At 70.4% G+C, this 26,839-nt stretch carries 19 protein-coding genes, 1 tRNA gene and 2 pseudogenes; 19 read left to right on the top strand and 3 right to left on the bottom strand.

What is annotated here, in order from left to right; all coding sequences use genetic code 11:
* Positions 1-35: 35 nt before the first annotated feature.
* From ACGFU7_RS08085 to ACGFU7_RS08075, 3 genes are all read left to right on the top strand, one after another.
* On the top strand, positions 36-2,414 hold the full coding sequence (locus tag ACGFU7_RS08085) for a HelD family protein (protein ID WP_393693445.1): 2,379 nt from the start codon (positions 36-38) through the stop codon (positions 2,412-2,414).
* A 471-nt stretch (positions 2,415-2,885) separates the two neighbouring features.
* Positions 2,886-4,319 (top strand): NAD-dependent malic enzyme, encoded by a 1,434-nt coding sequence (locus tag ACGFU7_RS08080; protein ID WP_393693443.1) that lies wholly within the window; start codon positions 2,886-2,888, stop codon positions 4,317-4,319.
* 313 nt (positions 4,320-4,632) lie between these two features.
* Positions 4,633-4,914: an HU family DNA-binding protein gene (locus tag ACGFU7_RS08075; RefSeq protein ID WP_003968811.1), complete on the top strand. Its 282-nt coding sequence runs from the start codon at positions 4,633-4,635 to the stop codon at positions 4,912-4,914.
* 255 nt (positions 4,915-5,169) lie between these two features.
* Here ACGFU7_RS08075 and murA read toward each other — a convergent pair whose 3' ends face one another.
* The gene (gene murA, locus ACGFU7_RS08070; protein ID WP_393693441.1) at positions 5,170-6,510 is read right to left on the bottom strand and encodes a UDP-N-acetylglucosamine 1-carboxyvinyltransferase; all 1,341 of its coding nucleotides are present in this window, start codon (positions 6,508-6,510) and stop codon (positions 5,170-5,172) included.
* Positions 6,511-6,786: 276 nt separating this feature from the next.
* Here murA and ACGFU7_RS08065 point away from each other — a divergent pair, with 276 nt between their 5' ends.
* The 9 genes and pseudogenes from ACGFU7_RS08065 to ACGFU7_RS08025 all read left to right on the top strand — a co-directional run.
* A complete protein-coding gene (locus ACGFU7_RS08065; protein ID WP_124723250.1) occupies positions 6,787-7,347 on the top strand; it encodes a YqgE/AlgH family protein in 561 nt (186 codons plus the stop codon).
* Between the two features lie 30 nt (positions 7,348-7,377).
* Entirely contained in the window at positions 7,378-7,671 is a 294-nt protein-coding gene (locus tag ACGFU7_RS08060; RefSeq protein WP_072484142.1) for a DUF3039 domain-containing protein, read from the top strand.
* A gap of 297 nt (positions 7,672-7,968) precedes the next feature.
* A complete protein-coding gene (locus ACGFU7_RS08055; RefSeq protein ID WP_393693588.1) occupies positions 7,969-8,220 on the top strand; it encodes a hypothetical protein in 252 nt (83 codons plus the stop codon).
* Between the two features lie 134 nt (positions 8,221-8,354).
* A pseudogene (locus ACGFU7_RS08050) lies at positions 8,355-8,667 on the top strand (ABC transporter permease subunit); the annotation flags it as partial.
* Positions 8,668-8,689: 22 nt separating this feature from the next.
* Entirely contained in the window at positions 8,690-10,351 is a 1,662-nt protein-coding gene (locus tag ACGFU7_RS08045) for a beta-N-acetylhexosaminidase (RefSeq protein ID WP_393693583.1), read from the top strand.
* A 518-nt stretch (positions 10,352-10,869) separates the two neighbouring features.
* On the top strand, positions 10,870-11,766 hold the full coding sequence (locus tag ACGFU7_RS08040; RefSeq protein ID WP_393693439.1) for an FAD binding domain-containing protein: 897 nt from the start codon (positions 10,870-10,872) through the stop codon (positions 11,764-11,766).
* Positions 11,763-13,463, top strand: coding sequence for a 2Fe-2S iron-sulfur cluster-binding protein (locus tag ACGFU7_RS08035; protein WP_393693437.1), 1,701 nt, complete (start codon positions 11,763-11,765; stop codon positions 13,461-13,463). Before ACGFU7_RS08040 ends, ACGFU7_RS08035 begins: the two co-directional genes overlap by 4 nt.
* Complete coding sequence (locus ACGFU7_RS08030) at positions 13,460-15,796, top strand: xanthine dehydrogenase family protein molybdopterin-binding subunit (RefSeq protein ID WP_393693435.1); 2,337 nt, start codon at positions 13,460-13,462, stop codon at positions 15,794-15,796. Before ACGFU7_RS08035 ends, ACGFU7_RS08030 begins: the two co-directional genes overlap by 4 nt.
* A 105-nt stretch (positions 15,797-15,901) precedes the next feature.
* Positions 15,902-16,458 (top strand): annotated as a pseudogene (locus ACGFU7_RS08025) (hypothetical protein); the annotation flags it as partial.
* A gap of 323 nt (positions 16,459-16,781) precedes the next feature.
* Here the strand turns inward: ACGFU7_RS08025 and ACGFU7_RS08020 are convergent.
* Positions 16,782-16,856, bottom strand: a tRNA-Cys gene (locus ACGFU7_RS08020).
* 186 nt (positions 16,857-17,042) lie between these two features.
* Here ACGFU7_RS08020 and ACGFU7_RS08015 point away from each other — a divergent pair.
* From ACGFU7_RS08015 to ACGFU7_RS08000, 4 genes are all read left to right on the top strand, one after another.
* Complete coding sequence (locus tag ACGFU7_RS08015; RefSeq protein ID WP_393693433.1) at positions 17,043-18,524, top strand: MFS transporter; 1,482 nt, start codon at positions 17,043-17,045, stop codon at positions 18,522-18,524.
* A 32-nt stretch (positions 18,525-18,556) separates the two neighbouring features.
* Positions 18,557-18,754: an Arc family DNA-binding protein gene (locus tag ACGFU7_RS08010; protein WP_383973851.1), complete on the top strand. Its 198-nt coding sequence runs from the start codon at positions 18,557-18,559 to the stop codon at positions 18,752-18,754.
* Positions 18,754-19,122 (top strand): type II toxin-antitoxin system death-on-curing family toxin, encoded by a 369-nt coding sequence (locus ACGFU7_RS08005; RefSeq protein WP_393693431.1) that lies wholly within the window; start codon positions 18,754-18,756, stop codon positions 19,120-19,122. Before ACGFU7_RS08010 ends, ACGFU7_RS08005 begins: the two co-directional genes overlap by 1 nt.
* Before the next feature lie 164 nt (positions 19,123-19,286).
* Positions 19,287-21,068, top strand: coding sequence for a DEAD/DEAH box helicase (locus ACGFU7_RS08000; RefSeq protein WP_393693429.1), 1,782 nt, complete (start codon positions 19,287-19,289; stop codon positions 21,066-21,068).
* Positions 21,069-21,182: 114 nt separating this feature from the next.
* On the opposite strand, the gene ACGFU7_RS07995 is transcribed toward ACGFU7_RS08000, so the two are convergent.
* Complete coding sequence (locus ACGFU7_RS07995; RefSeq protein ID WP_393693427.1) at positions 21,183-21,758, bottom strand: hypothetical protein; 576 nt, start codon at positions 21,756-21,758, stop codon at positions 21,183-21,185.
* Between the two features lie 303 nt (positions 21,759-22,061).
* On the opposite strand from ACGFU7_RS07995, the gene ACGFU7_RS07990 reads away from it, so the two are divergent.
* The 3 genes from ACGFU7_RS07990 (at position 22,062) to ACGFU7_RS07980 (ending at position 26,812) form a co-directional block, all read left to right on the top strand.
* Entirely contained in the window at positions 22,062-23,678 is a 1,617-nt protein-coding gene (locus tag ACGFU7_RS07990) for a hypothetical protein (protein WP_393693425.1), read from the top strand.
* A gap of 184 nt (positions 23,679-23,862) precedes the next feature.
* The gene (locus ACGFU7_RS07985) at positions 23,863-25,833 is read left to right on the top strand and encodes a hypothetical protein (RefSeq protein WP_393693423.1); all 1,971 of its coding nucleotides are present in this window, start codon (positions 23,863-23,865) and stop codon (positions 25,831-25,833) included.
* Positions 25,834-26,170: 337 nt separating this feature from the next.
* Positions 26,171-26,812 (top strand): IclR family transcriptional regulator, encoded by a 642-nt coding sequence (locus ACGFU7_RS07980; RefSeq protein ID WP_124723277.1) that lies wholly within the window; start codon positions 26,171-26,173, stop codon positions 26,810-26,812.
* The last annotated feature ends 27 nt before the right edge of the window (positions 26,813-26,839 follow it).

The raw sequence follows: 26,839 nt of genomic DNA, 5'->3' as shown, positions 1-26,839 counted from the left end.
GACGGCTGCCCAATGCACGTCAGAAGGGGGCCTCGGTGGCCGCGCAGGATGCCGCTGTCGATTCGATGCGGGACCGGGAAATCGGTGTCGAGCAGGAACATCTCGACCGTGTCTATCACCGCCTCGAAGAGAAGATTCACGAGGCGGAATTTCTCATGAGTGACGCCGTCAAGCGCGGCCAGGTCGGCACCCCGGGTGCGCTCGCCGAGCGCGACGCCCAGGTGTTCCGGGCCGGAATCCACCTCAATCGGCTGAACAGCGAGTTCGAGGACTTCCTCTTCGGAAGGATCGATCTGCTGCTCGGCAAGGACGGCGAACGCGGCCCGGACGGCGCGTACACGTCTGTCGAACCGGCCGACGACGCCGTACGCGACGACAACTCCGCCGATATCGCGGAGACGCTGCACATCGGCCGGATCGGCGTTCTCGACTCCGACTACGCGCCGCTGGTCATCGACTGGCGCGCACCGGCCGCCGCACCGTTCTACCGGTCGACGCCGAAGGAACCGGGCAGGGTGGTACGCCGCCGGGTCATCCGCTCCAAGGGCCGCAAGGTCCTCGGGGTCGAGGACGACCTGATGCGCCCCGAGCTGACCGCGTACCTGGGCGGCGACAAGCTCCCCGTCATCGGCGACGGCGCGCTGATGGCGGCGCTCGGCCAGGCCCGCAGCCACACCATGCGGGACATCGTCTCCTCCATCCAGGCCGAACAGGACCTGGTGATCCGGGCCCCCGCCGCCTCCGTCACCGAGGTCTCCGGCGGCCCCGGCACCGGCAAGACCGCCGTCGCCCTGCACCGCGCCGCGTACCTCCTCTACCAGGACCGGCGACGGTACGCGGGAGGCATCCTCGTCGTCTCGCCGACCCCGCTCCTCGTCGCGTACACCGAAGGCGTGCTGCCCTCGCTGGGCGAGGAGGGGCAGGTCGCGATCCGCGCCGTCGGCTCGCTCTCCGACGAGGCGGCCGGCGTCGAGGGCGCCACCACGTACGACGAGCCCGCCGTCGCCCGGATCAAGGGCTCCTCCCGGATGCTCCAGGTGCTGCGCAAGGCGGCACGCGGCGCGCTGGAACAGCCCGGCACCCCCCGCAAGGCGGAGGACCGGGACGGCCAGCTGTCCTTCGGCGACGGAACCGACGAGGCCCCGGCCACCCCGACCCGCCTGCGGGTCGTCGCGTTCGGCGCCCGGGTCGAGCTGAACGCCGACGAGCTGCACCGCATCCGGCAGTCCGTCCTCGGCGGCACCGCCCCGGTCAACCTGCTGCGCCCGCGCGCCCGCAGAATGCTCCTGGACGCCCTGTGGAACAAGTCCTCCGGCCGGGGCCGCTACACCGACCCCGAGCTGGCCGCCGAGCTGCGCTCCTCCTTCGACGAGGACGTCTCCACCGAGACGCCCTTCCTCGCCTTCCTGAACGCCTGGTGGCCCGAGCTCACCCCGCGCGGGGTGCTCGCCGCGATGGCCGACGAGAAGCGGCTCGGCCGCTGGGCGCGCCGGGTCCTCAACCAGGGCGAGGTGCGCCGCTTCGCCCGCTCCCTGAAGCGGCTCGACAGCGAAGGCAACGGGCCGCTCTCCGTACACGACGTGGCGATCCTCGACGAGCTGCAGACGCTGCTCGGCACCCCGTACCGGCCGAAGAAGAAGCGCGAATTCGACCCGCTGGACCAGCTCTCCGGTCTGGAGGAGCTGATGCCGCAGCGCGAGGAGACCCAGCGCGAGCGGGCCGAGCGGCTGGCCGCGGAGCGTACGGAGTACGCGCATGTCATCGTCGACGAGGCGCAGGACCTCACGCCCATGCAGTGGCGCATGGTCGGCCGCCGCGGCCGGCACGCCACCTGGACGATCGTCGGAGACCCGGCGCAGTCCTCCTGGTCCGATCCGGACGAGGCCGCCCAGGCGCGCGACGAGGCGCTCGGCAACCGGCCGCGCCGCCGCTTCACCCTCACGGTCAACTACCGCAACCCGGCGGAGATCGCCGAGCTGGCCTCGAAGGTCCTGGCGCTCGCGATGCCCGGAATGGAGTCACCGGCCGCGGTCCGTTCCACAGGTGTGAAGCCGCGCTTCGAGACCGTACGGGACGGCGATCTGGCCGCTTCGGTGCGCGAGGAGGCGCGGCGGCTGCTGGCCGAGGTGGACGGCACGGTGGGTGTGGTCGTCGCGATGCACCGCCGGGCGCAGGCCCGCAACTGGCTCGCCGAGCTCGGCGAGCGGGTGGTGGCGCTGGGCAGTCTGGAGGCGAAGGGCCTGGAGTACGACGCCACGGTGGTCGTCTCGCCCGCGGAGATCGCGGACGAGTCCCCGGCCGGCCTGCGGGTGCTGTACGTGGCGCTGACGCGTGCGACGCAGCAGCTCACGGTGGTCTCGGGGGAGCGGGACCTGCCCGACGAGGACGGCGTTCCGGACCTGCTGAGGGACTGAGGCAAGGGGCACAGGTACCGCCGTCGGGACAGATTTTTGAACCGATCTGCCCTGCGGGAATCACTTCTGCGGGGTCTTTGTTAGCCTGGTGTCGGCACCGGCTCGATCCAAGCCCCCGGGCCCAACCTTCGTCGCTTCGAGCGACCACTTGCCGCGAGGCGAGCATGGCGGGTCGGTGCCGCTTGAACAAGAAGACAGACCCGCGTCACCTTCCGGTGGCGCGGGTCTGTTCTTGTTTACGGACCTGGCAGCTTCCTTACGGACCTGGCTGCTTCCCGCCCCGGTCGGCCCCGGCCGGGAGCGGTTGGGGGTTCCGCTGAAGCAGTCATCTCTCGTATGGTGGAAAATACTTTCCGAAACGTGGCAGTCATTACCGGCTACCAGCCAGTAGGTGCGACGATCGGGAAGCGTGTCCGAGGCGAGCGCCCCGGCCGCGCGGCAATGAAGCTAAGGAAAGCGAAGGACTCGGCCATGGCAACGGCGCCCAGCGTCTCGTACTCGATGACGGTCAGGCTGGAGGTGCCCGCGAGCGGCACAGCGGTCTCCCAGCTGACCACGGCCGTGGAGTCCTCCGGCGGTTCGGTCACCGGCCTCGATGTGACCGCCTCCGGCCACGAGAAGCTGCGGATCGACGTCACCATCGCCGCCACCTCCACCGCGCACGCGGACGAGATCGTCGAAAACCTGCGCGGCATCGAGGGTGTCGTGCTCGGCAAGGTTTCCGACCGTACGTTCCTGATGCACCTCGGCGGCAAGATCGAGATGGCGTCCAAGCACCCCATCCGCAACCGTGACGACCTCTCGATGATCTACACCCCGGGTGTGGCCCGGGTCTGCATGGCGATCGCCGAGAACCCCGAGGACGCCCGCCGCCTCACGATCAAGCGCAACTCCGTCGCAGTTGTGACGGACGGCTCCGCGGTGCTCGGCCTCGGCAACATCGGACCGATGGCCGCCCTCCCCGTGATGGAGGGCAAGGCGGCCCTCTTCAAGCGGTTCGCCGGCATCGACGCCTGGCCGATCTGCCTGGACACCCAGGACACCGACGCCATCGTCGAGATCGTCAAGGCGATCGCCCCCGGCTTCGCGGGCATCAACCTGGAGGACATCTCCGCACCCCGCTGCTTCGAGATCGAGGCACGGCTGCGCGAGGCCCTGGACATCCCCGTCTTCCACGACGACCAGCACGGCACCGCGATCGTGGTCCTGGCCGCGCTGACCAACGCACTGCGCGTGGTGGCCAAGGGAATCGGGGACGTACGGGTCGTCATGTCCGGCGCCGGAGCGGCCGGTACGGCCATCCTGAAGCTCCTCATCGCCGCGGGCGTCAAGCACGCCGTCGTCGCCGACATCCACGGTGTGGTGCACGCGGGCCGCGAGGACCTGGTCTCCGCCGACGCCGACTCGCCGCTGCGCTGGATCGCCGACAACACCAACCCCGAGTCCATCACCGGCACCCTCAAGCAGGCTGTCGTGGGCGCCGACGTCTTCATCGGCGTCTCCGCTCCGAACGTGCTGGACGGCACCGATGTCGCCGCCATGGCGGACGATGCGATCGTGTTCGCGCTCGCGAACCCGGACCCCGAAGTCGACCCGGCAATCGCCCGCCAGACGGCGGCAGTTGTCGCCACCGGCCGCTCCGACTTCCCGAACCAGATCAACAACGTGCTGGTCTTCCCGGGCGTCTTCCGCGGCCTGCTGGACGCGCAGTCCCGCACCGTCAACACGGAGATGATGCTGGCCGCGGCGGGCGCCCTCGCCGATGTCGTCGCCGAGGACGAGGTGAACGCGAACTACATCATCCCGTCGGTCTTCAACGACAAGGTCGCGGGAGCGGTCGCCGGCGCCGTCCGGGACGCCGCGAAGGCGGCGAGCGGCGCTGTGACGGGCCCCACGTTGGCTTGAGCTACGGCGCGTCGCGGGTCGCGGCGCCCCAAACGCCCCTTTAGGGTGGGCGGGCGGCGCGTCCCGCAGAGCCCCGCATCCGCTGCGGACCGCTTTCGGGGAGTCGACGGAACGTCACCACGACGAGGCAGTGGCGCTTTTCGTGTGACTCCGGAGGGTGCCGGATTGGCTTTCCCGCCGCAGGTGGGGGCAGGATGCGTAATCGGGCGCGAGGGTCTGACGACAGACCCGGGTCCGGGGACTGTCCGAGGGCCCTGGCAGCATCGGCTTCGATCTCACGCCTCACAGGCAAGAAGAACACGGGAGTAACAACATGAACCGCAGTGAGCTGGTGGCCGCCCTGGCCGACCGCGCCGAGGTGACTCGCAAGGACGCCGACGCCGTGCTGGCCGCGCTCGCCGAGACCGTCGGTGAGATCGTCGCCAAGGGCGACGAGAAGGTCACCATCCCCGGCTTCCTGACCTTCGAGCGCACCCACCGTGCCGCTCGCACCGCTCGTAACCCGCAGACCGGCGACCCGATCAACATCCCGGCCGGCTACAGCGTGAAGGTCTCCGCGGGCTCCAAGCTCAAGGAAGCCGCCAAGGGCAAGTAAGCCGCCAAGGGCAAGTAAGCCCCACAGGCGCGACGAAGGGCGGTCACCCGACCAGGGTGACCGCCCTTCTGCGTACCGGCCCCAGAGGGCCCGTTTCTGGGCTTCTGCCGCTATTACGGATCAGAGGGTACGGACCCGGGCCCCTCCCGCGAACGGGAAACGGCGAACGGGGGCCCGGGGGCAGCGCCCCGAACCCCCGTCAGCAACCGTCAGGCGCCACGCCTCAGACCGGCGCCAACCCTCGGGCCAGGACCCTCAGACCAGCGCCCCGCCCGGCAGCTCCACCTTCGCGCCGAGCTTCTCCAGCTTGTCCATGAAGTTCTCGTAGCCGCGGTTGATCAGATCGATGCCGTGTACCCGCGACGTGCCCTGCGCCGCCAGCGCCGCGATCAGGTACGAGAAACCGCCGCGCAGGTCCGGGATGACCAGATCCGCGCCCTGCAGCTTCGTCGGCCCGGAGACGACCGCGGAGTGCAGGAAGTTGCGCTGACCGAAGCGGCAGTCGGAGCCGCCCAGGCACTCGCGGTAGAGCTGGATGTGCGCGCCCATCTGGTTGAGCGCGGAGGTGAAGCCGAGCCGGGACTCGTACACCGTCTCGTGGACGATGGACAGGCCCGAGGCCTGCGTCAGGGCCACGACCAGCGGCTGCTGCCAGTCGGTCTGGAAGCCGGGGTGCACGTCCGTCTCCAGGGCGATGGCGTTCAGCGCGCCGCCCGGGTGCCAGAAGCGGATGCCCTCGTCGTCGATCTCGAACGCGCCGCCGACCCGGCGGAAGGTGTTCAGGAACGTCATCATCGAGCGCTGCTGTGCGCCCCGTACGTAGATGTTGCCCTCGGTGGCCAGCGCCGCGGATGCCCAGGAGGCCGCCTCCAGGCGGTCCGGGATCGCCCGGTGCGTATAACCGTCCAGCCGGTCGACACCGGTGATCCGGATCGTCCGGTCGGTGTCCATCGAGATGATCGCGCCCATCTTCTGCAGTACGCAGATGAGGTCCTCGATCTCCGGCTCCACGGCCGCGTTGGACAACTCGGTGACGCCCTCGGCGAGCACGGCCGTCAGCAGTACCTGCTCGGTGGAGCCCACCGACGGGTACGGCAGCCGGATCTTCGTGCCGCGCAGCCGCTGCGGGGCCTCCAGATACTGGCCGTCCGCCCGCTTCTCGATGGTCGCGCCGAACTGCCGCAGCACGTCGAAGTGGAAGTCGATCGGCCGGCCGCCGATGTCACAGCCGCCGAGCCCCGGGATGAATGCATGACCCAGCCGGTGCAGCAGCGGGCCGCAGAAGAGGATCGGGATGCGCGACGAGCCCGCGTGGGCATCGATGTCGGCGACGTTGGCGCTCTCTACATAGGTCGGGTCCAGGACGAGCTCGCCCGGTTCGTCACCGGGCCGGACCGTCACACCGTGCAGCTGCAGCAGCCCCCGTACCACCCGCACGTCGCGGATGTCGGGCACATTGCGCAGCCGGCTGGGCCCGCTGCCGAGCAGCGCGGCGACCATTGCCTTCGGCACCAGGTTCTTGGCGCCTCTGACGCGGATCTCGCCCTCCAGCGGGGTTCCGCCGTGGACAAGCAGGACATCGTCTGTGCCGGTCATGAATCTCGCGTTCCGGAGTGGTCGGGCAGGGGGCCAAACGAAAGGGTAATGGCCCACCACCCCCCTTCCGTAAGAGAACGGGGGACGCGCGAACGTCATGAATTCGCCACAACACGCTCTGCACCCCGACTCTTGCGGAGGGTTACCGTCCGCATTGCCTTCCGGGTGGTGCGCTCCCCGTGCATCCGTGCGCCCTGAGCTGCGCTCGGGCGCCCTGACCGACCGGGCGGCCCACATGGTCCCCGCAGAGGGCGAAGATGCGGGATCATTTCTGCCATGACCGAGGTGTCCTCGCTCACAGGGCGACTGCTCGTGGCCACACCCGCCCTGGCGGACCCGAATTTCGACCGCGCGGTGGTGCTGCTCCTCGACCACGACGAGGAGGGCTCACTCGGCGTGGTCCTGAACCGCCCGACCCCGGTCGGCGTCGGCGACATCCTCACGTCCTGGGCCGGCCTGACCGGCGAACCCGACGTCGTCTTCCAGGGCGGCCCGGTCTCGCTCGACTCGGCGCTCGGTGTGGCCGTCATCCCCGGCGACGAGGGCCCGCTCGGCTGGCGCCGGGTGTACGGGGCGATCGGCCTGGTGGACCTGGAGGCCCCGCCGGAGCTGCTGGCAGCGGCGCTCGGCTCGCTGCGGATCTTCGCCGGGTACGCCGGCTGGGGCCCCGGACAGCTGGAGACGGAACTGACCGAGGGGGCCTGGTACGTCGTCGAGTCCGAGCCCGGAGACGTCTCCTCCCCGCGCCCCGAACACCTCTGGCGAGCGGTCCTGCGCCGCCAGCGCAGCGAACTGGCGATGATCGCCACGTATCCGGACGACCCTTCGCTGAACTGATGCTCCGGGCTTTCAGTACCCTTGGCGGTTATGAGCACTCTTGAGCCCGAGCGCGGGGCAGGTACGGGGACCCTCGTAGAGCCGACGCCGCAGGTGTCGAACGGCGACGGCGACCACGAGCGCTACGCCCATTACGTCCAGAAGGACAAGATCATGGCGAGTGCCCTGGAGGGCACCCCCGTGGTCGCACTGTGCGGGAAGGTCTGGGTACCGGGTCGCGACCCGAAGAAGTATCCGGTCTGTCCCATGTGCAAGGAGATCTACGAGTCCATGGGCGCCGGCGGCGACAAGGACAAGGGCAAGGGCGGCAAGGACAAGAAGTAGTCCGGAGCCGTTCGGCCACCATTGCTTCGGGCCCCCGGGGCGCGCGTTGATGCGCGCCCCGGGGGCTTTTTCGTATGCCCTGGGCGTGATGCTGGTCTGCCGCGCTCGTCGTCCTCGGACTTCCTGGTTGATCTCCTTGTATCGCGTCGCGTCGGCATGATGGGAGTGATCACATCTCGATGGTTTCTGGCGGTAGTGGTCATGTGAACGTGCAGGTCGCGGTCACGGCTGAGGCGGTTCCGGGCGTTGGTGTTCGGGTTCGTCGGAGTGTCGTAGACCAGTGTTGGTTTCGTGTTCATGAGCGAACAGGCAGGGGTGAAGCGGCAGTTCGGGCATCGTGCCCGGCTTGCGCTGACCCCTGCGCAAGTCCTGCTCATGGACGACCAGGCGCGCGCCGCACGCGCCACGTGGAATCTCCTGCATGACCGGTGGACCATGCTTCCCAGGCACCGCAGATCTCTCGCGGCGGCGGACGCCGCGATCCGCGAGGCCCGCAAGGAATCGACCGGCTTGCGGTGCTCCCGGCGCAGGCCGCCCAGGCGGTGCTGAAGACGTACCACCGGGCGTGGATCAACAGCTGGGAGGGCCGGGCCGACGCCCCGGCCTTCAAGGCCCGATTCCGGTCGGCGACTGCGCATCCGCCGGCCGGCCCGGCCGGCTGGCCGCCGAGGCTGCCGCTCTGCATCGACGGCGCGAGCCGCACGCGCTTCCTGTGGCAGATCCTCTTCCCCGCTGGTCTTCCCCGGTCTGGTGGCGACCAGCGTCTTCTCGTTCATCTCGACCTGGAACGACTTCCTGTTCGCGAAGTCGTTCATCATCAGCGACACCTCCCAGTCGACGCTCCCGATGGCGCTGCTGGTCTTCTTCGAACCCGACGAGAACGACTGGGGAGGGATCATGGCAGCCTCGACGGTGATGACCATTCCCGTGCTGGTCTTCTTCGTACTCGTACAGCGCCGCCTGGTCTCGGGACTGGGCGGAGCGGTAAAGGACTGACGTCATGGACAGGGGCATGGACATGGAAACGGAACTGATCCCGGCACCCGTGCACGTCGGTGACTCCGGTGAGTCCGCCGATATCGGTGACGAGGGGCGGGCCGGATTCCTGCTGGACCCCTCCACCACCATTGCGGCGGCCCGGGGCACCGAGAACACCGAACGCTGGCTGCGCTCCACGCTCGGAGCCGCCTTCGGCCTGCCGCTCGCACCGGGCGGCGAGGACGCAGCGAACACCATCCGGCTGCGCATCGACCCGGCTCTGGAACCCGAGGGCTACCGACTGGGCACCGGGTCCGGCCAGAGTGTCGAGATCACCGGAGGAAGCCCCGCCGGAGTCTTCTGGGGCGCGCAGACCTTCCGTCAGCTCCTGGGCCCCGAAGCCTTCCGCCGCGCGCCCATCAGCCCCGGCAGCAGGCCCGCCATCCCCTTCACGGACATCGAGGACCACCCGCGCTTCCCCTGGCGCGGCATGATGCTCGATGTGGCGCGGCACTTCCTGCCCAAGGACGACGTCCTGCGCTATCTCGACCTCCTCGCCGCGCACAAGCTGAATGTCTTCCACTTCCACCTCACCGACGACCAGGGCTGGCGCATCGAGATCAAGCGCCACCCCCGGCTGACCGAGGTCGGCTCCTGGCGGTCCCGTACCAAGCACGGTCACCGGGCTTCCGAGCTGTGGGACGAGACCCCGCACGGCGGCTACTACACGCAGGACGACATCCGCGAGATCGTCGCGTACGCCGCCGAGCGGCATATCCGGGTCGTCCCCGAGATCGACATCCCGGGCCACTCGCAGGCCGCCATCGCCGCGTACCCCGAACTGGGCAACACCGACGTCATCGACACCACCACCCTCTCCGTCTGGGACACCTGGGGCATCAACTCGAACGTACTCGCCCCCACTGACAACACCCTGCGCTTCTTCGAGGGCGTCCTCGAAGAGGTCCTCGACCTCTTCCCCGCCGCCACCTCGCCGTTCATCCACATCGGCGGCGACGAGTGCCGCAAGGACCAGTGGAAGGAGTCCCAGGCGGCCCAGGCCCGGATCGACGAATTCGGCCTGGCCAACGAGGACGAGCTGCAGTCCTGGATCATCCGGCACTTCGACACCTGGCTCACCGCACGCGGACGCCGGCTCATCGGCTGGGACGAGATCCTCGAAGGCGGCCTCCCGGCGGGCGCCGCCGTGTCGTCCTGGCGGGGTTACGGGGGAGGCATCGCCGCCGCCGAGGCCGGCCACGACGTGGTGATGTGCCCGGAACAGCACGTGTACCTGGACCACCGTCAGGACGGCGGCGCCGACGAGCCGATGCCCATCGGCTTCATCCGCACCCTGGAGGACGTCTACCGCTTCGAACCCGTACCTGCGGGCCTTTCCGAGGAGGCGGCCCGTCACATCCTCGGCACCCAGGCCAATGTCTGGACCGAGGTCATGCAGAACCGGGCCCGCGTCGACTACCAGGTCTTCCCGCGCCTGGCGGCATTCGCGGAGGTCGCCTGGTCGCCCCTGCCCGCCTCCGCCGACCGGGACTTCGCCGACTTCGAACGCCGAATGACCACGCACTACGCCCGACTTGACGCGCTCGGTGTCGACTACCGGCCGCCGAGCGGCCCGTTGCCCCGGCAGCAGCGCCCCGGCGTCCTCGGACGCCCCCTTGAGGGAGCGCCCCCGAACGTGTGATCCCGGCCGCACTCCGGGTCCGGCCGTCACCCTCCCCGGGAGTGTGACGGCCGGCAGTCGTTCCCAGTAACGCGCCCCGCGGGACCGGAACGTGCCTCCCCCGGACCGGAACGCGCCTCCGCGGGACCGGAACGTGCCCCCGCCGGACCGGAACGCGCCTCCCCCGGACCGGAACGTGCCCCCGCCGGACCGGAACGCGCCTCCCCCGGACCGGAACGCGCCTCCCCCGGACCGGAACGTGCCCCCGCCGGACCGGAACGCGCCTCCCCCGGACCGGAACGTGCCCCCGCCGGACCGGAACAAGCCGTACAAGGCTCGCCGAAGAGTGGCAATTCGCGCTCTGCGCCGAAGTAGGGCGAATCGGGATCATCCCCCTGGTCGGGGACGGATACACCCTTCGCGGACCCTCGCGTCGGGCCGGTCGGAAGATGTGCCAGAGTTGCCACGTCCAGGCTTTGAGCACGTACCGTACGGCGAAACAAGCCGGACAGCCGGGACACCGGGAAGGGGCAGCTGGGTTGACCACGCACGCACCGCAGGCGACGCAGTCCGTGACGCTGCCGGCCTCGCTCGACGAGGCCGTGGCGGCACTGGGCGCCATGCCCGCCGCCGTTCCTGTGGCAGGCGGTACAGACCTGATGTCGGCCGTCAACAAGGGGCTGCTGCGCCCCTCGGGGCTGGTCGGCCTCGGCCGGATCAGCGAGCTCCGCGGCTGGCACTACCAGGACGGCCACGCCCTGCTCGGCGCCGGACTCACCCACGCGCGCATGGGACGGCCCGACTTCGCCGCGCTCATCCCCGCCCTGGCCGCGTCCGCGCGCGCCGCGGGCCCGCCCCAGATCCGTAACGCCGGAACACTCGGCGGCAACATCGCCACCGCCGCCCCGACCGGCGACGCCCTGCCGGTGCTCGCCGCGCTGGAGGCCGAGCTCGTCATCGCGGGCCCCGGCGGCGCCCGCCGCGAGATCCCGGTCTCGCACCTGCTGGCCGGCCGCGACATGCTCGAACCCGCCGAACTGATCGGCTTCGTCCGCGTACCGCTGCTGCATGCCCCCCAGGTCTTCCTGAAGGCCACCGGCCGCACCGGCCCCGGCCGCGCCACTGCATCCGTCGCGATCGTCCTCGACCCGGCCCGGCGCGGGGTGCGCTGCGCGGTCGGCGCCATCGCGCCGATGCCGCTGCGGCCGCTGGAGGCCGAACGCTGGATCGCCTCACTGATCGACTGGGACGGCGAACGGGGCCTGGCCCCCGACGCGCTGGCCGCCTTCGGCGAGTACGTCGCCGCGGCCTGCATCCCGGACCAGGCACCGTCCGCCGACGGGGGAGAGGCACCACCGCTGCCCCCCGCCGTACTGCATCTGCGGCGGACCGTCGCCGCGCTGGCCCGACGCGCGCTGGGGAGGGCACTGTCGTGAGCAACGAGGACCACAACGATCAGCACGGGCAGCGGGAGCAGCCGCAGCACGGGGGCTGGCAGCCGACGCCGCAGGGCGGCGAGTACGACGCCGAGGCGACGGCCTTCGTCCACCTGCCGCCGGAGGACCTGGCGAACATCCCGCTGGCAGCGCCCGGCCAGGGCTACGTACCGCCGATGATTCTGCCGCTGACCCCTGCGGCCGGGCTCGACCCGGCGGCCACGGGCAGCTGGGTCGTGCAGACGCAGAACCAGCAGGAGCGGGCTACGGGAGCGGAGCAGCCGGCACCCGACGCGGTGCACTGGCCGGACCCGAACCAGCAGCCGCAGCAGCCGCAGTACGAGTACGAGTACCCGCAGCAGGAGCAGTACCGGGAGACGTCGGCCGCGACGGGCCAGTGGAACTTCACCGAGTCCACCGAGTTCGGCGGTCACGCGGACCACGCCGGCCATGTTGACCACAGCGGTCCGGCCGGCTACACCGGCCACACCGTTCAGCCCGGCCACACCGGCCAGTGGACGATTCCGGTGGCCGATGGTGACCTCCCGGAGGAGTCCGGCGAGTTCGCGGCCTCGGCTCTGGCCTCCCAGTGGTACGCGGACCGGACTCCTCCCGCCACGCTGCCGGGCGGTGCGCCCGCTCCGTGGGCGACTCAGCAGCCGGTCGCGGAGCCCGAGCCCGAGCCCGCGGTGGGACCGGACCCCGGCGCGGACATCGAGCCGGAGCACGCGCCGGAAGCCGATTTCGCGCCTGCGGCACAGCCCTCCGAGGCGTCTTCCGTGACGTCTTCCGTGACTTACGAGGACACCCTCCAGGCCCCCGAGGCAGCACCGGAGACGCCCGCCGCCGTCGAGGACGGCCCCGTACCCGCTGCCGGAGACACGCCCGTTCTCGGGGTGGACCTCGCACAGATCCCGACCCCCGACACCGCTCCGGCGGCGGACAGCGCGGCCGATCACCCGGTGGAGGCCACGCCCGAGCACCATCCGGCAGAGCCGCCGCCCGACACGGCACCCGACGCGGAACCGGACACGGCGCCCGACGCGCCACCGCTCGAAGCCCAGCCCCTCGAAGCCCAACCCCTATCCGTCCCCAGCGAGCACCCCGCCGCCTCCTACGTCCTGCATGTGAACGGCGCCGACCGCCCCGTCACCGACGCCTGGATCGGCGAGTCGCTCCTCTACGTGCTCCGCGAGCGCCTCGGTCTCGCCGGTGCCAAGGACGGCTGCTCGCAGGGCGAGTGCGGTGCCTGCAACGTCCAGGTGGACGGCCGTCTGGTCGCCTCCTGCCTGGTACCCGCGGCGACCGCGGCAGGCAGTGAGGTCCGTACGGTCGAGGGCCTGGCCGTGGACGGCGAGCCGTCGGACGTCCAGCGCGCCCTCGCCAAGTGCGGCGCCGTCCAGTGCGGCTTCTGCATCCCCGGCATGGCCATGACCGTCCACGACCTCCTGGAGGGCAACCACGCCCCCAGCGAACTGGAGACGCGTCAGGCGCTCTGCGGCAACCTCTGCCGCTGCTCCGGCTACCGGGGCGTCCTCGACGCCGTGAACGAGGTCATCGCGGGCCGCGAGGCAATCACCGACCACGCCTCGTCGGACTCCTCGTCCCCGGAGTCCGACGAGGCCCGCATCCCGCACCAGGCGGCTCCCGGCGCCGGTAGCGTCCAGCCGCACCCGCAGGACGGAGGCATGGCGTGAGCAACGACGCAGCCACCGCTGCCAACGCGACCAGCACACGGATCACCACCCCGTCGGCCGAAGGCCCCGACACCGAGCCGCCCGCACTCGGCCTCGGCGTCTCCCTCCCGCCCGCCGACGCGCGTGCCAAGACCGAGGGCACCTTCCCGTACGCCGCCGACCTCTGGGCCGAGGGCCTGCTGTGGGCGGCCGTCCTCCGCTCCCCGCACCCGCACGCCCGCATCCTGTCCATCGACACCTCGGCCGCCGTCGAGATGCCGGGGGTACGGGCCGTCGTCACGCACGAGGACATCCCCGGGGAGGGCGCGTACGGGCGCAGGGTCGTCGACCGCCCCGTCTTCGCCTCCGACCTGGTGCGCCACCACGGCGAGCCGATCGCCGCGGTCGCCGCCGACCACCCCGACACGGCCCGGCTCGCCGCCGCGGCCATCGCCGTCGAGTACGAGGTCCTCGAACCGGTCACCGACCCGGAGAGGGCCTTCGCCGCCGAACCGCTGCACCCCGACGGCAATCTGATCCGCCACATCCCGCTGCGCTACGGCGACCCGGATGTCACCGGCGAGGTCATCGTCGAGGGCCTGTACCGCATCGGCCGTCAGGACCCGGCCCCGATCGGTGCCGAGGCCGGACTCGCCGTGCCCCGCCCCGACGGCGGCGTGGAGATCTACACCGCCTCCACCGACCCGCACACCGACCGCGATCTCGCCGCCGCCTGCTTCGGCCTCGAACCGGACCGGGTGAAGGTCGTCGTCACCGGCGTCCCCGGCGCGACCGGCGACCGCGAGGACCCCGGCTTCCAGCTCCCGCTGGGCCTGCTCGCGCTGCGCACCGGCTGCCCGGTCAAACTGGCCGCCACCCGCGAGGAGTCCTTCCTCGGCCACGCCCACCGCCACCCGACCCTGCTCCGCTACCGCCACCACGCGGACGCCGAGGGCCGGCTGGTGAAGGTCGAGGCACAGATCCTGCTCGACGCGGGCGCGTACGCCGACGCCTCGTCCGAGTCGCTGGCCGCGGCGGTCGCGTTCGCCTGCGGCCCGTACGTCGTCCCGCACGCCTTCATCGAGGGCTGGGCGGTCCGTACGAACAACCCGCCGTCCGGCCATGTGCGTGGCGAGGGTGCGATGCAGGTCTGCGCGGCGTACGAGGGCCAGATGGACAAGCTGGCCGCCAAGCTGGGCATCGACCCGGCCGAGCTGCGCCTGCGCAACGCCTTGTCCACCGGCGACATCCTCCCCACCGGCCAGACGGTGACCTGCCCGGCACCAGTATCCGAACTCCTGGAATCCGTACGGGACTTCCCCCTCCCCGCCCTCCCCAAGGACGCTCCGGAGGACGACTGGCTGCTGCCCGGCGGCCCGGAGGGTGCGGGCGAACCCGGTGCGGTGCGCCGAGGGGTCGGCTATGCGCTCGGCATGGTCCACATGCTCGGGGCGGAGGGCGCCGACGAGGTCTCCACGGCCACGGTCAGGGTCCACGACGGCATCGCCACGGTCATCTGCGCCGCGGTCGAAACGGGCCAGGGCTTCTCGACCCTCGCCCGCCAGGTCGTCCAGGAGACCCTGGGCATCGAAGAGGTCCACGTAGCGTCCGTCGACACCGACCAGCCTCCGGCCGGCCCGGCCACGCACGGCCGCCACACCTGGGTCTCGGCCGGAGCGGTGGAACGCGCCGCCAAGATGGTCCGTACGCAGCTTCTCCAGCCCCTGGCCCACAAGTTCGGCATGTCCACGGAGCTGCTACAGATCGCCGACGGCAAGATCACCTCGTACGACGGGGTGCTGTCCACGACGGTCACGGAGGCGATGGACGGCAAGGAACTCTGGGCCACCGCCCAGTGCCGCCCCCACCCGACCGAACCCCTGGACGAGTCGGGCCAGGGCGATGCCTTCGTCGGCCTCGCCTTCTGCGCGATCCGCGCGGTGGTGGACGTCGACATCGAACTCGGCTCCGTACGGGTCGTGGAGATGGCGATCGCCCAGGACGTCGGCCGGGTCCTCAACCCGTCCCAGCTGGCGACCCGTATCGAGGCGGGCATCACCCAGGGCATCGGCGCCGCCCTCACCGAGAACCTCCGCAGCGCCCGCGGCCTGATCCGCCACCCCGACCTCACCGGCTACGCGCTGCCGACCGCCCTGGACGCACCCGACATTCGCATCGTCAAACTCGTCGAAGAACGCGACGTAGTGGCCCCCTTCGGCGCCAAACCCGCCTCGGCGATCCCCGTGGTGACCTCCCCCGCAGCAGTGGCCGCAGCGGTACGGTCCGCCACCGGCCGCCCGATAAACCGCCTCCCCATCAGGCCCCAGGCGGCGGTGGCAGCCCCCAACTCCTGAGCCCTGCACGGATGGCGTGATCCGATGTGATCCGGGTTGTCGGTGGCGATCTGATCTCCGTGTCCGAGCTCAACGACTATCTCAAGTAATCCACGGGGAACGGGCATGCTGAAGTATGAGGACATAGTCGACGCACCTGTCGCCGCGCTCAAGACGGCGGCGGACGCATGGTCGGACATGGTCACCCAGCTGGATCGGCCGGCAGAGGATGCCTTTGACGGCATGAAGGCCAAGGCCGACAAGGCCGAGTGGGAAGGCGCCAATGCCGGAGTGACAAAGGCGTTCATCGGCAAGACTGCGAAAGAGTTCAAGGACGCTGCTGCCGAGGCCAAGGGCGTCAAGGTCATTCTTGAGGACGCACATACGGCCATCAAGCAGGCCAGGACGACCTTGTGCGCATCCGCGACGACGAGACCCCGGGTGCCGGCATCCATGTCGATACCAAAGGGAAAGTGACGGCACGGCATCCGCTGGAGGATGACGCCGGTGCCCGCCATGACCCGGATTACCCGGAAGCCCTGCGGAAGCAGCGGGCCGCTGTCGAAGCCTGGCAGAAGAAGATCGACCTGATCGTCGACAAGTGCAAGGAAACCGGCGAATCCTTCAAGCGGGCCCTCGAAGCCAACGTAACGGATCGCCCCGACTTCAACGCGCCCGAATACTGGTACCTCAGGCTGGGGAAGGACGCCGCACCGAAGGACGGTGCGCAGTACCGGGGCACCCGCATCATGGATCGCTTCGCGCTCGCCGTGAAGGAGTGCGTCCACCAGGGTTCCCCGCGGAAGTACGCCGTCCTTGTCGAACTCGGCGAATCCAAGCCGGTGCCCGAGGATGTCGCCGACCGCCGTAAAGCGCTGAAGGAATTCATCAACGGTTTCGTACCGTCCGCGCTCAAGGCTCAGGGTTGTTCCTGAAGAATGCCGATGCCCGCCCAGCGCGACGTATGACGCTTGCTGGGCGGGCGTGCCCTTCCGGATTTTCCCGCTGGAGGCCGTGACCGGAATCGAACCGGCGTAACTCGCTTTGCAGGCGAGTCCCTCAACCACTCGGGCACACGGCCGTGTGTTCCTCGTTGTGGGTCGACCGTAGGGCCGGGTGTGCTCGCCGCTCAAGGGTGCGGGGCGGGGTGCAATGCGACTGCCATACCGCGTTCACGATCGGATCCGCGGTCCTACGACCAACGGACCAGCGGTGGACCGCCTTGCGACAGGGTTCAAATGAGATCTTGCCCCTTACTCTTGGGCTCATGAGTGCCCTGGAACCACGAGACGCCGGTACCGACACCGACACCAGTACCGGTGCCGATGTGGCGATGCCGGTCCCGCCCGCCGGATCCGGAGGGGTGCTCGGGCGGAGCTATCGAGCGCTCAGCGTCGGCATTGTCTCCGTCGTGTTCCTCATCGCCTTCGAGGCGACGGCCGTGGGGACCGCGATGCCGGTCGCCGCCCGGGAGCTGCACGGCATCCCGCTCTACGCGTTCGCGTTCTCCGCGTACTTCACCACCAGTCTGTTCGCCATGGTCCTGTCCGGGCAGTGGGCGGACCGGCGCGGGCCGCTGGGGCCGCTGGCCGCCGGGATCAGTGCCTTCGGGGCGGGGCTGCTGCTGTCGGGTACGGCGGGCAGCATGTGGATGTTCATCGCCGGGCGGGCCGTCCAGGGGCTCGGCGGCGGGCTGGTGATCGTGGCGTTGTACGTGGTGATCAGCCGGGCCTACCCGAAGCGTCTGCAGCCGTCGATCCTGGCCGCGTTCGCCGCGAGCTGGGTGATCCCGTCCGTCGTCGGGCCGCTCGCCGCCGGGAGTGTGACCGAGCACCTGGGGTGGCGGTGGGTCTTCATCGGCATCCCCGTGCTGGTGGTGTTCCCGCTGGCGCTCGCGCTGCCCGCGATCCGGCGCCGGGCGTCGGGGCCGGCCGATCCCGCGGCGCCCGTCGAGCCGTACGACCGGCGCCGCATCGTGCTCGCGCTCGGGATCTCGGTGGGGGCCGGGCTGCTCCAGTACGCGGGGCAGGAGCGGAACTGGTTCGCCCTGCTTCCGACCGTCGTCGGGTTCGGGCTGCTCGTTCCCGCGGTGCGCGGGCTGCTGCCCCCGGGCACGGGCCGGGCGGCGCGCGGGCTGCCCTCGGTGGTGCTGCTGCGCGGGGTGGCGGCCGGGTCGTTCATCGCCGCCGAGTCGTTCGTACCTCTGATGCTGGTGACCCAGCGCGGGCTGAGCCCGACGATGGCCGGGCTCTCGCTCGCGGCCGGGGGCGGGACCTGGGCGCTCGGTTCGTACGTACAGTCTCGGCCGCGCCTTGAGCCGTACCGGGAGCGTCTGATGGTGGGCGGCATGGTGCTGGTCGCCGCGGCGATCGCGGCCGCGCCGTCCGTGCTGATCGCGGCGGTACCGGTGTGGATCGTGGCCGTGGCCTGGGCCGTCGGGTGCTTCGGCATGGGCATGGTGATCGCATCGACGAGCGTGCTGCTGCTGAAGCTGTCGGCGCCGGAGGAGGCGGGGGCGAACTCGGCTGCCCTCCAGATCTCCGACGGGCTGTCGAACGTCCTGCTGCTGGCCGCGGGCGGGGCGGCGTTCGCCGCGCTCGGCGGCGGTGCGGTGGGGGCCGTGCACGGGGCGGCGGAGGCAGGGGCCTCCGGATCTCATCCGGGGGCGTTCGCGGTGGTCTTCCTGCCGATGGCGGGGGTGGCGCTGGCGGGGGCGTGGGTGGCGGCGCGGGTGCGGACAAAGCCTTAGTGCCGCGTGGTACCACGCGGCACCATCCGTGCATGGCTGGTCTGAATCTGCGGTTCACCGAAGAAGAGCTGGACGCACTGCGTGCACGCGCCGAGTCGGAGGGGCGGAGCATGCAGTCGTTCGCCCACGACGCGGTGATCACCGCCATAAACGAACACTCGCGCCTCTTCGACGAGGCTGCGGACCACGTGCTGAAGGTGAGTGAGGAGCTCAACCGGAGGCTTGCCTGATGAAGTACCTGACACTTCCCGAGCTGCTCAGCCTCGCCGAGCGCCTCGGGGCCGCCGAGGTGCGCGACTACGGGCTGCTCGATTCGGCACTCGCCCGCCCGCAGGCGAGCGTGTTCGGCCAGGACGCCTATCCGGACGTGTGGCAGAAGGCCGCAGCGCTCATGGAGTCCCTGGCGCGCAATCCTGCGCTCGTCGACGGAAACAAGCGCATCGCCTGGTATGCCACCTGGGTCTTCCTGCACATCAACGGGCACCGCCTGAGCGCGGACTTCGATGTCGAGGAGGCCGAGAAGTTCGTGCTGGACGTGTGCCAGGGAGCCCTCGACATGCCCAGGACCGCGGAACGGCTCCCCCGGTTCGCCGCGTAACGCTGTTCTGTGAAGAGGGTCTCAGCGGGGCCGAACCACCGCTCGTTCATACGGGGTTCCGCCCGGCCCCCCGGTAAGGTGGCCCGGTTGTCGTATCGCGTACGAGTCCGTCCCGGCCCGTACGGACAGCGCCCCACGTACCCGAGAGACCCGAACCGGAGACCGTGACTACTACCGCCTCCCACCACCTCTCACCCGCCTTTCCCGGCCGCGCCCCCTGGGGCACGGCCGGCAAGCTGCGAGCCTGGCAGCAGGGCGCCATGGAGAAGTACATCCAGGAGCAGCCGCGCGACTTCCTCGCGGTCGCCACCCCCGGCGCGGGGAAGACCACCTTCGCGCTGACCCTCGCGTCATGGCTGCTGCACCACCACGTGGTGCAGCAGGTCACCGTCGTCGCGCCGACCGAGCACCTGAAGAAGCAGTGGGCCGAGGCCGCGGCCCGGATAGGGATCAAGCTCGACCCCGAGTACAGCGCGGGCCCCGTGAGCAAGGAGTACCACGGGGTCGCGGTCACCTACGCGGGTGTCGGCGTCCGGCCGATGCTGCACCGCAACCGGTGCGAGCAGCGCAAGACCCTCGTGATCCTCGACGAGATCCACCATGCCGGTGACTCGAAGTCCTGGGGCGAGGCCTGCCAGGAGGCGTTCGACCCGGCGACGCGACGGCTCGCGCTCACCGGTACGCCGTTCCGGTCCGACACCAACCCGATCCCCTTCGTCGCGTACGAGGAGGGCAACGACGGCATCCGGCGTTCCTCGGCCGACTACACCTACGGTTACGGCAACGCGCTCGCCGACGGTGTCGTCCGGCCCGTGATCTTCCTCAGCTACAGCGGCAACATGCGCTGGCGCACCAAGGCCGGTGACGAGATCGCCGCCCGGCTCGGCGAGCCGATGACCAAGGACGCCATCGGGCAGGCCTGGCGCACCGCCCTGTCGCCCACCGGGGACTGGATCCCCAATGTGCTGAGCGCCGCCGACAAGCGGCTGACCGAGGTGCGCAAGGGCATTCCGGATGCCGGTGGGCTCGTCATCGCCACCGATCAGGAATCGGCGCGCGAGTACGCCAAGATCCTGAAGAAGGTCACGGGCGAGAAGGCCACCGTCGTCCTCTCCGACGAGAAGGCCGCGTCGAAGAAGATCGACAAGTTCAGCGAGGACGAATCGCGCTGGATGGTCGCGGTCCGCATGGTGTCGGAGGGCGTCGACGTGCCGCGCCTCGCCGTGGGCGTGTACGCCACCACGATCTCCACGCCGCTCTTCTTCGCGCAGGCCGTCGGCCGTTTTGTGCGCTCGCGCAGGCGGGGTGAGACCGCTTCCGTCTTCGTACCGACCATTCCGATGCTCCTCGACTTCGCCAATGAGATGGAGGTCGAACGGGACCACGTCCTCGACAAGCCCAAGAAGGGCAGCGACGAGGAGAACCCGTTCGCGGAGGAGGACAAGCTCCTCGCCGACGCCGAGAAGCTGGAGGACGAGGAGACCGAGGAGCAGCTGCCCTTCGAGGCCCTCGAATCCGACGCGGTCTTCGACCGGGTGCTGTACGACGGTGCCGAATTCGGCATGCAGGCACACCCCGGGAGCGAGGAGGAGCAGGACTACCTGGGGATTCCGGGGCTGCTGGAACCCGACCAGGTGCAGCTGCTGCTCCAGAAGCGGCAGACCCGGCAGATCGCGCACAGCCGTCAGAAGCCGGCCGGGGACGCCGATCTGCTGGAGAAGCCGGCCGAGGCGCGGCCGGTGGTCACGCACAAGCAGTTGCTGGGGCTGCGCAAGCAGCTCAACACGATGGTGTCGGCGTACACACATCAGAGCGGCAAGCCGCACGGAGTGATCCACACCGAGCTGCGGCGGGTGTGCGGCGGGCCGCCGAGCGCGGAGGCCACGGCCGGGCAGATCCAGCAGCGGATCAAGAAGGTGCAGGAGTGGGCCACGCGTATGACGTGAGGCGGCTCTCGTGAAGTGGAAGTGCCGGCCCGGGGCGGGGACAGCGGTCCTCGCCCCGGGCCGGCGTCGTTCATGCGGATCTGGTGCGGATGGGGGACGAACGGTGACGTACGGCTACCAGACGAACGGTGCGGACTGGTTTGCCGTGGCCACACACGGAACCGTGGCCGACGTCGGGGACGAGGCCACGATCTGCAGTGACCAGTTGGTGGCGCTCGGGGGAGCGGCCAGCACCACGGAATCGGTGCGGTCACCCGCCGCCAGGGTGCCGGAGGTGAGCTTCAGCGGACCCAGGGTGATCGGGCTGCCGCCGCTCATGCCGGGGTTGGTCTTTCCGGAGAACTGCACCTGACTGGTGACGCCGCCCGAGGTCTTGGTGAGCTTGAGCGTCGTCGTGATGCTGTTCGGATCGGCGCTGGTACCGGCCGGCATCGTGATCGCGGTGGACGTGATCTTGATGGTCTTGGCCGTGCCCGAGTCGGCGGCGGTCAGGGTCGCGAGACCGCTGCCCCAGGCGCCGCAGTTGTACGTGGCCGTCGCGGTGAGCGGGGTCACCGCCTGGGCCGTCGGTGCCAGGGCGAGCGCGGCGGCCGCGGAACAGGCCGCGGCCAGCACCAGCGGGATGCGGACGCGAATGCGTCTTCGGGCCGGCGGCCGTAACGCCGACGGCCGTGCTGAAGTGATTGACATGACGGGGGGAACTCCTTCCGGTTGAATTCCGCAGATTCGCTCGATTCGCAGAAATAGATGTGGCGCGATCTTCTTGCGGATCTGCGTGCCGGGCCCGGCATGTCGGGTGCAGTGAAACTGTGATCTTCAGAGATGTCAAGAGATGTCAACAGGTGCTCGTAAAGTGGCCGCAGAAATGCTTTTCGGGCATTTCAGATAAGGATCAGTCAATTCTCTCTTGACTTCTCTGCACGCGACCTCCTCAATGTGCGCAATCAATGGACCATGGAGGGGTGTCTGGTGATCCGACGACGGAGATCCGGCGTGACCGGTCTGCTCGCTGCCTGCTTCGTACTGTCCCTGAGCTGTGTCGGGGCCACCGCCCAGGCCGCGCCACCGGCCGGACAACAGACCGCCGGTACCGTCACCCCGACCGTCCACTGCACCCTGCCCGCCGGTCAGGGCGAGGCGACCGGGCCGCAGCAGATGACCGTCGAGCTGTCGCCCGCGGTCGTCGCCCCGGGCGGCAAGGTGCATGCGAAGGTCACGCTCGGCCCGTCCCCTGCCACCAGCGGGATCGCGCTGGATGATGTGCCGACCATCCCCAGCCTCGACCTCGCCATGTCGGGCGGGGCCACCGGAACCGTCACCGTGCGGGGCGCCGAGTTCACGATGGACATCCCGGCCGGGACGCCCATTGAACTCCCGCCGTACGAGGGCGACTTCCTGGTCCCGGCGGACGCCTCCGGGGACATCTCGTTCGCCCCGGTCCGTACGCTGACGCAGACCAAGGTGCTCGGCTCGGTCTTCGAGACGCCCTGCGACGTGGTCGACGGGGGCGGCTCCATCGGCACCGTCACGGTGGAGGGCACCGGCTCCGAGCCCGCCACCCTGACCGCCCCCGCCGATCCCGTACGCCCCAACACCCCGGTGACGCTGGGTGGTTCGGGCTGGACGCCGGGCGGCACACCCGTGCCTTCGCTCTGTGCGGTGGGCGGTGGCGGCTGCGATCCGCTGAAGTTCAAGGGCCATACCCTCACCATCGACAGTTACGGAACGCTGCACGGCGCGGCCACCCTCGCGGAGGCCGGGGCGGTGCCGGACGGCGCGTACGAGGTGAAGGTCAACGACGGTACGAAGGAAGCCACCGCTCCCCTCACCGTGAAGGCCGTCGCGGCCGGCGACCGCGAGATCTCGCTCTCGCAGAGCAGCGGACCGGTCGGCAGCGTGATCACGGTCAGCGGCAGGAACTACAACCCGGACCGCTGGATCAATGTCATCGGCCTCGACGCGACGGGCACCGGGCTCGACGACAGCGCGGTCTACGTCAGGAGCGGCTCGGACGGCACCTTCGCCGTCGAGTTCACCGTGATCTCCGATGCCGTCGTCGCCGTCCGGGCCGACGAGGGCAACGACCCGGCCACCGTACGCACCGCCCCGTTCACCGTCTCCACAGGCGGGGAAGGAGGCGGCGGCACCGCCGACCAGAAGCTGAACACCTCGGTCCGGGCCGGGACACTGTCCATGGTCCAGGACGGCGACACCGTCGACTTCGGTACGACGGTCCTGGGTACCGGCAGCGGTGTGCAGCGCTCCCGGCTCAACCGGGTCGAGGTGGAGGACGCCCGCGGCGTCAACAGCGGCTGGTCCCTGACCGCCACCCTCACCGGCTTCACCAGCGCCGACGGGGGCACCATCCCGGCGGGCGCCGTCCGGTGGACACCCAAGTGCACGGCGCAGAACGGGAGTGCGGGGGTGCCGGTGGCCGGGTCGCCCGCCGCACTCGGGAGCGAGGCGGCGAGCCTCTGCCGGATGAATCCGGACGGATCCCGTCCGTTCACCGGCGGCCGGTTCGACGCCGACGCCGATCTCACACTGACGGTTCCCGGATTCACCCGGCCCGGAGATTACAGCGCCACCCTGACACTCACTCTTCTCTGAGATCCGTCACCGTCGGGGAAAGGTAAGTGCCGGAGACGCCCGCCTGCTCCGTTTCGCAAGGGAGCAGGCGGGCGTCTCCGGTTTCGAATTCGGAGAATTCCCGTAGTCGTAGTCGTAGTCGTAGTCACGGAGGAGTCGCATGTCCTTACGGCCGAGATCGAGAAGACCGGAAAGACCGGGTGCGGTGTTACGCCGCGCCGTCGCCCTCACCGCAGGGGCCGTGCTCGCCTGGACCGGCGGAACCGTCGCACTCACCCCTGTCGCCCACGCCGATACGGTCACCCCGACCGTCCACTGCACCCTGCCCGCCGGCCAGGGCGAGGCCACCGGGCCGCAGCAGATGAGCGTCGACCTCTCACCGGCCGTCGTCGACCCGGGCGGCAAGGTCCACGCCAAGGTCACCCTCGGCCCGTCCCCCGCCACCAGCGGACTCAGCCTGAGCGATGTGCCCACCACCCCCAGCATCGACTTCGCCATGTCGGGCGGCGCGACCGGCACGGTCACCGTCACCGGACCGCAGATCAACCTCGACATCCCGTCCGGGAAGCCGATCGAGATCCCGCCGTACGAAGGGGACTTCATCATCCCCGCCGACGCGAGCGGACCGATCTCCTTCACCCCGGTACGCAATCTGACGCGTACGAAGGTGCTCGGCTCCACCTATGAGACCCCGTGCGACGTGATCAGCGGCGGCGGCTCCATCGGCACCGTCACCGCCGAGGGCACCGCGGGCCTGCCCGCCACCCTGACCGCGCCCACCGCCGCCGTCCGGCCGTCCACCGGGGTCGCCCTGACGGGCAGTCTGTGGACCGCCGGCGCCACCCCCGTACCGTCGCTGTGCGCGGCGGACGGCGGTGGCTGCGACACCGGCAAGTTCGTCTCCAGCACCCTCGCGATCAGCGGCTCGGGGGAGTTGACCGGAAGCGCGGTGCTCGCCGCCGCAGGCACCGTGGCCGACGGCTCGTACCTGGTGAAGGTCGGCGACGGTACGAAGGAGGCGACCGCGCCCTTGACCGTCAAGGCGTATGTCCCCGGCGGGCCACGGGCCATCGCGCTCTCCCGCGCCGGTGCGCCGCTCGGCAGCGTCGTCGAGGTCACCGGCAGCAACTACTTCCAGGACCGGTGGATCAACACCGTCGGCCTGGACGCGAGCGGGGCGACGCTCGACGACACCGCCGTCTATGTGAAGAGCACCCCCGACGGCACGTTCAGCGCCGACTTCACCGTCTCCGACCCGGCCATCGCCTCGATCCAGGTCGACGAGGGCAACGACCCGGCCACCGTACTGACCACCCCGTTCGCCGTGACCGATGCCTCCGCGACGCTCTCCGCAGGCGCGGCGAAGGTCAAACCCGGCGGAACGATCACCCTCTCCGGCGGCGACTGGCCGACCGGGACCACGCCCGCTGCCGCGCTCTGCGCCGCCGACGGCAGCGCCTGCGACAGCGCACGGATCAGCGGCTCCACCCTCCGGATCGGCGCCGACGGAACGCTCGCCGGTACGGTCACCGTGGCCGGATCCACCCCGCGCGCCGTGTACGCGCTCCAGGTCACCGCGGGAGGAGCGCAGGCCCTCACCCCGCTGACCGTCGCCCCGGCCTTTGTCGTCCTCACCCCGTCGGCCGGACCTAAGGGCACCGCCGTCACCGTCCTCGGGCAGGGCTTCGCGAAGGTCGCCACCGTATCCATCGTCGGGCTGCGGGCCGACGGATCGCAGACGTCCGACCCGGTGAAGACCAAGGTGGTCGGGCTGGACGGGGCGTTCTCGCAGACCTTCACGGTCGACGCCGCCGACACCGTCGCGATCAGGGTCCGGGAGGTCCTCGTCAACCCGCGCACCGAGACCGCGGCGTTCACCGTCCAGGACGGGACCGTCCCCGCCGGGCCGTCCTTCGCGCTCTCGCCGTCCGAGGGGCCCGTCGGTACGGTGGTCCAGGTGACCGCCCGGGGCTTCGCCCCCGTAGCCACGGTCTCGGTGACCGGCCGCACCGCGGACGGGAAGCAGACCTCGGACTCGTACGTCACCGGAGTCATCGGACTCGACGGCACTTTCGCCCTCAACTTCACCGTCCGCGACCCCGCGACGAGGGCGATCAGAGCCTGCGAGGTGCTCGTGAACGGAAAAATTGTGCAACAGTCGTTCACGGTGAGCTAACGCCCGTTCACGTCCGGTGCGCGGAGCGTCGCCGGGCCGTCGGCCGACCTGGACGCGCGTAGACGTCCAGGTTTCGGCCGGCGCCGCGCTGACCGGCGCTTATGGTTCTTCACCGCAACTCCACTTCCGCCGGCGCCCGGATTCTGGACGAGGTCTTCCGCTGAGCGGACTCGCTCGCTACTGTCCAAAAAAATGCACGCCCCGTGGCAACGCCGCCGCGGAGCGCAGCCGGTTGCCTTGGCCAGGCCGGCGGCCTCTCCGTGCGTCGCCGCTGGGACCGGTGGCGCACATTCCGTGGGAACCAGCCGCCGCCGCTCACCAAAGAGGAGAGGGCGTCGTGACCGCGGAGACCTCCCAGACGCTCGACCGGGGACTACGGGTCCTCAAACTGCTCGCCGACACCGACCACGGCCTGACCGTCACCGAGTTGTCCAACAAACTCGGCGTCAACCGAACCGTGGTCTACCGTCTGCTTGCCACCCTGGAACAACACGCCCTGGTGCGCCGCGATCTGGGCGGCCGGGCCAGGGTGGGCCTGGGCGTGCTGCGCCTGGGCCGCCAGGTGCATCCGCTCGTACGGGAAGCCGCGCTGCCCGCGCTGCGGTCCCTCGCCGAGGACATCGGGGCCACCGCCCATCTCACGCTGGTCGACGGCAGTGACGCGCTGGCGGTCGCGGTCGTCGAGCCGACCTGGACCGACTACCACGTGGCCTACCGGGCCGGCTTCCGCCACCCGCTGGACCGGGGTGCCGCGGGCCGGGCGATCCTCGCCGCCCGCCAGAAGCCGGTGGGCGAGACCGCCTTCACCCTCACCCACGGCGAACTGGAAGCCGGGGCGAGCGGGGCCGCGGCTGCGCTGGTGGGGGTGACGGGGGTCGAGGGCAGCGTGGGCGTGGTGATGCTCGCGGACTCCGTACCCGAACGGGTCGGCCCCCGAGTCGTGGACGCGGCCCGCGAGGTGGCGGACGCGCTCCGGTAGCAATTCAAGCCCGTCCGGCGCTTGAGG

Source organism: Streptomyces sp. NPDC048473, from assembly GCF_043200155.1.
GTDB lineage: Bacteria > Actinomycetota > Actinomycetes > Streptomycetales > Streptomycetaceae > Streptomyces.
The sequence above is the reverse complement of the archived record's forward strand: the minus strand, read 5'-3'. Positions and strand labels throughout refer to the sequence as shown.

What these genes read in the sequence shown, in the direction of transcription:
- ACGFU7_RS08080 (WP_393693443.1), top strand. Translation starts at nt 2,886, where the DNA reads ATGGCAACGGCGCCCAGCGTCTCGTACTCGATGACGGTCAGGCTGGAG.
- ACGFU7_RS08075 (WP_003968811.1), top strand. Translation starts at nt 4,633, where the DNA reads ATGAACCGCAGTGAGCTGGTGGCCGCCCTGGCCGACCGCGCCGAGGTG.
- murA (WP_393693441.1), bottom strand. Translation starts at nt 6,510, where the DNA reads ATGACCGGCACAGACGATGTCCTGCTTGTCCACGGCGGAACCCCGCTG.
- ACGFU7_RS08065 (WP_124723250.1), top strand. Translation starts at nt 6,787, where the DNA reads ATGACCGAGGTGTCCTCGCTCACAGGGCGACTGCTCGTGGCCACACCC.
- ACGFU7_RS08060 (WP_072484142.1), top strand. Translation starts at nt 7,378, where the DNA reads ATGAGCACTCTTGAGCCCGAGCGCGGGGCAGGTACGGGGACCCTCGTA.
- ACGFU7_RS08055 (WP_393693588.1), top strand. Translation starts at nt 7,969, where the DNA reads ATGAGCGAACAGGCAGGGGTGAAGCGGCAGTTCGGGCATCGTGCCCGG.
- ACGFU7_RS08045 (WP_393693583.1), top strand. Translation starts at nt 8,690, where the DNA reads ATGGAAACGGAACTGATCCCGGCACCCGTGCACGTCGGTGACTCCGGT.
- ACGFU7_RS08015 (WP_393693433.1), top strand. Translation starts at nt 17,043, where the DNA reads ATGAGTGCCCTGGAACCACGAGACGCCGGTACCGACACCGACACCAGT.
- ACGFU7_RS08010 (WP_383973851.1), top strand. Translation starts at nt 18,557, where the DNA reads ATGGCTGGTCTGAATCTGCGGTTCACCGAAGAAGAGCTGGACGCACTG.
- ACGFU7_RS08005 (WP_393693431.1), top strand. Translation starts at nt 18,754, where the DNA reads ATGAAGTACCTGACACTTCCCGAGCTGCTCAGCCTCGCCGAGCGCCTC.
- ACGFU7_RS07995 (WP_393693427.1), bottom strand. Translation starts at nt 21,758, where the DNA reads ATGTCAATCACTTCAGCACGGCCGTCGGCGTTACGGCCGCCGGCCCGA.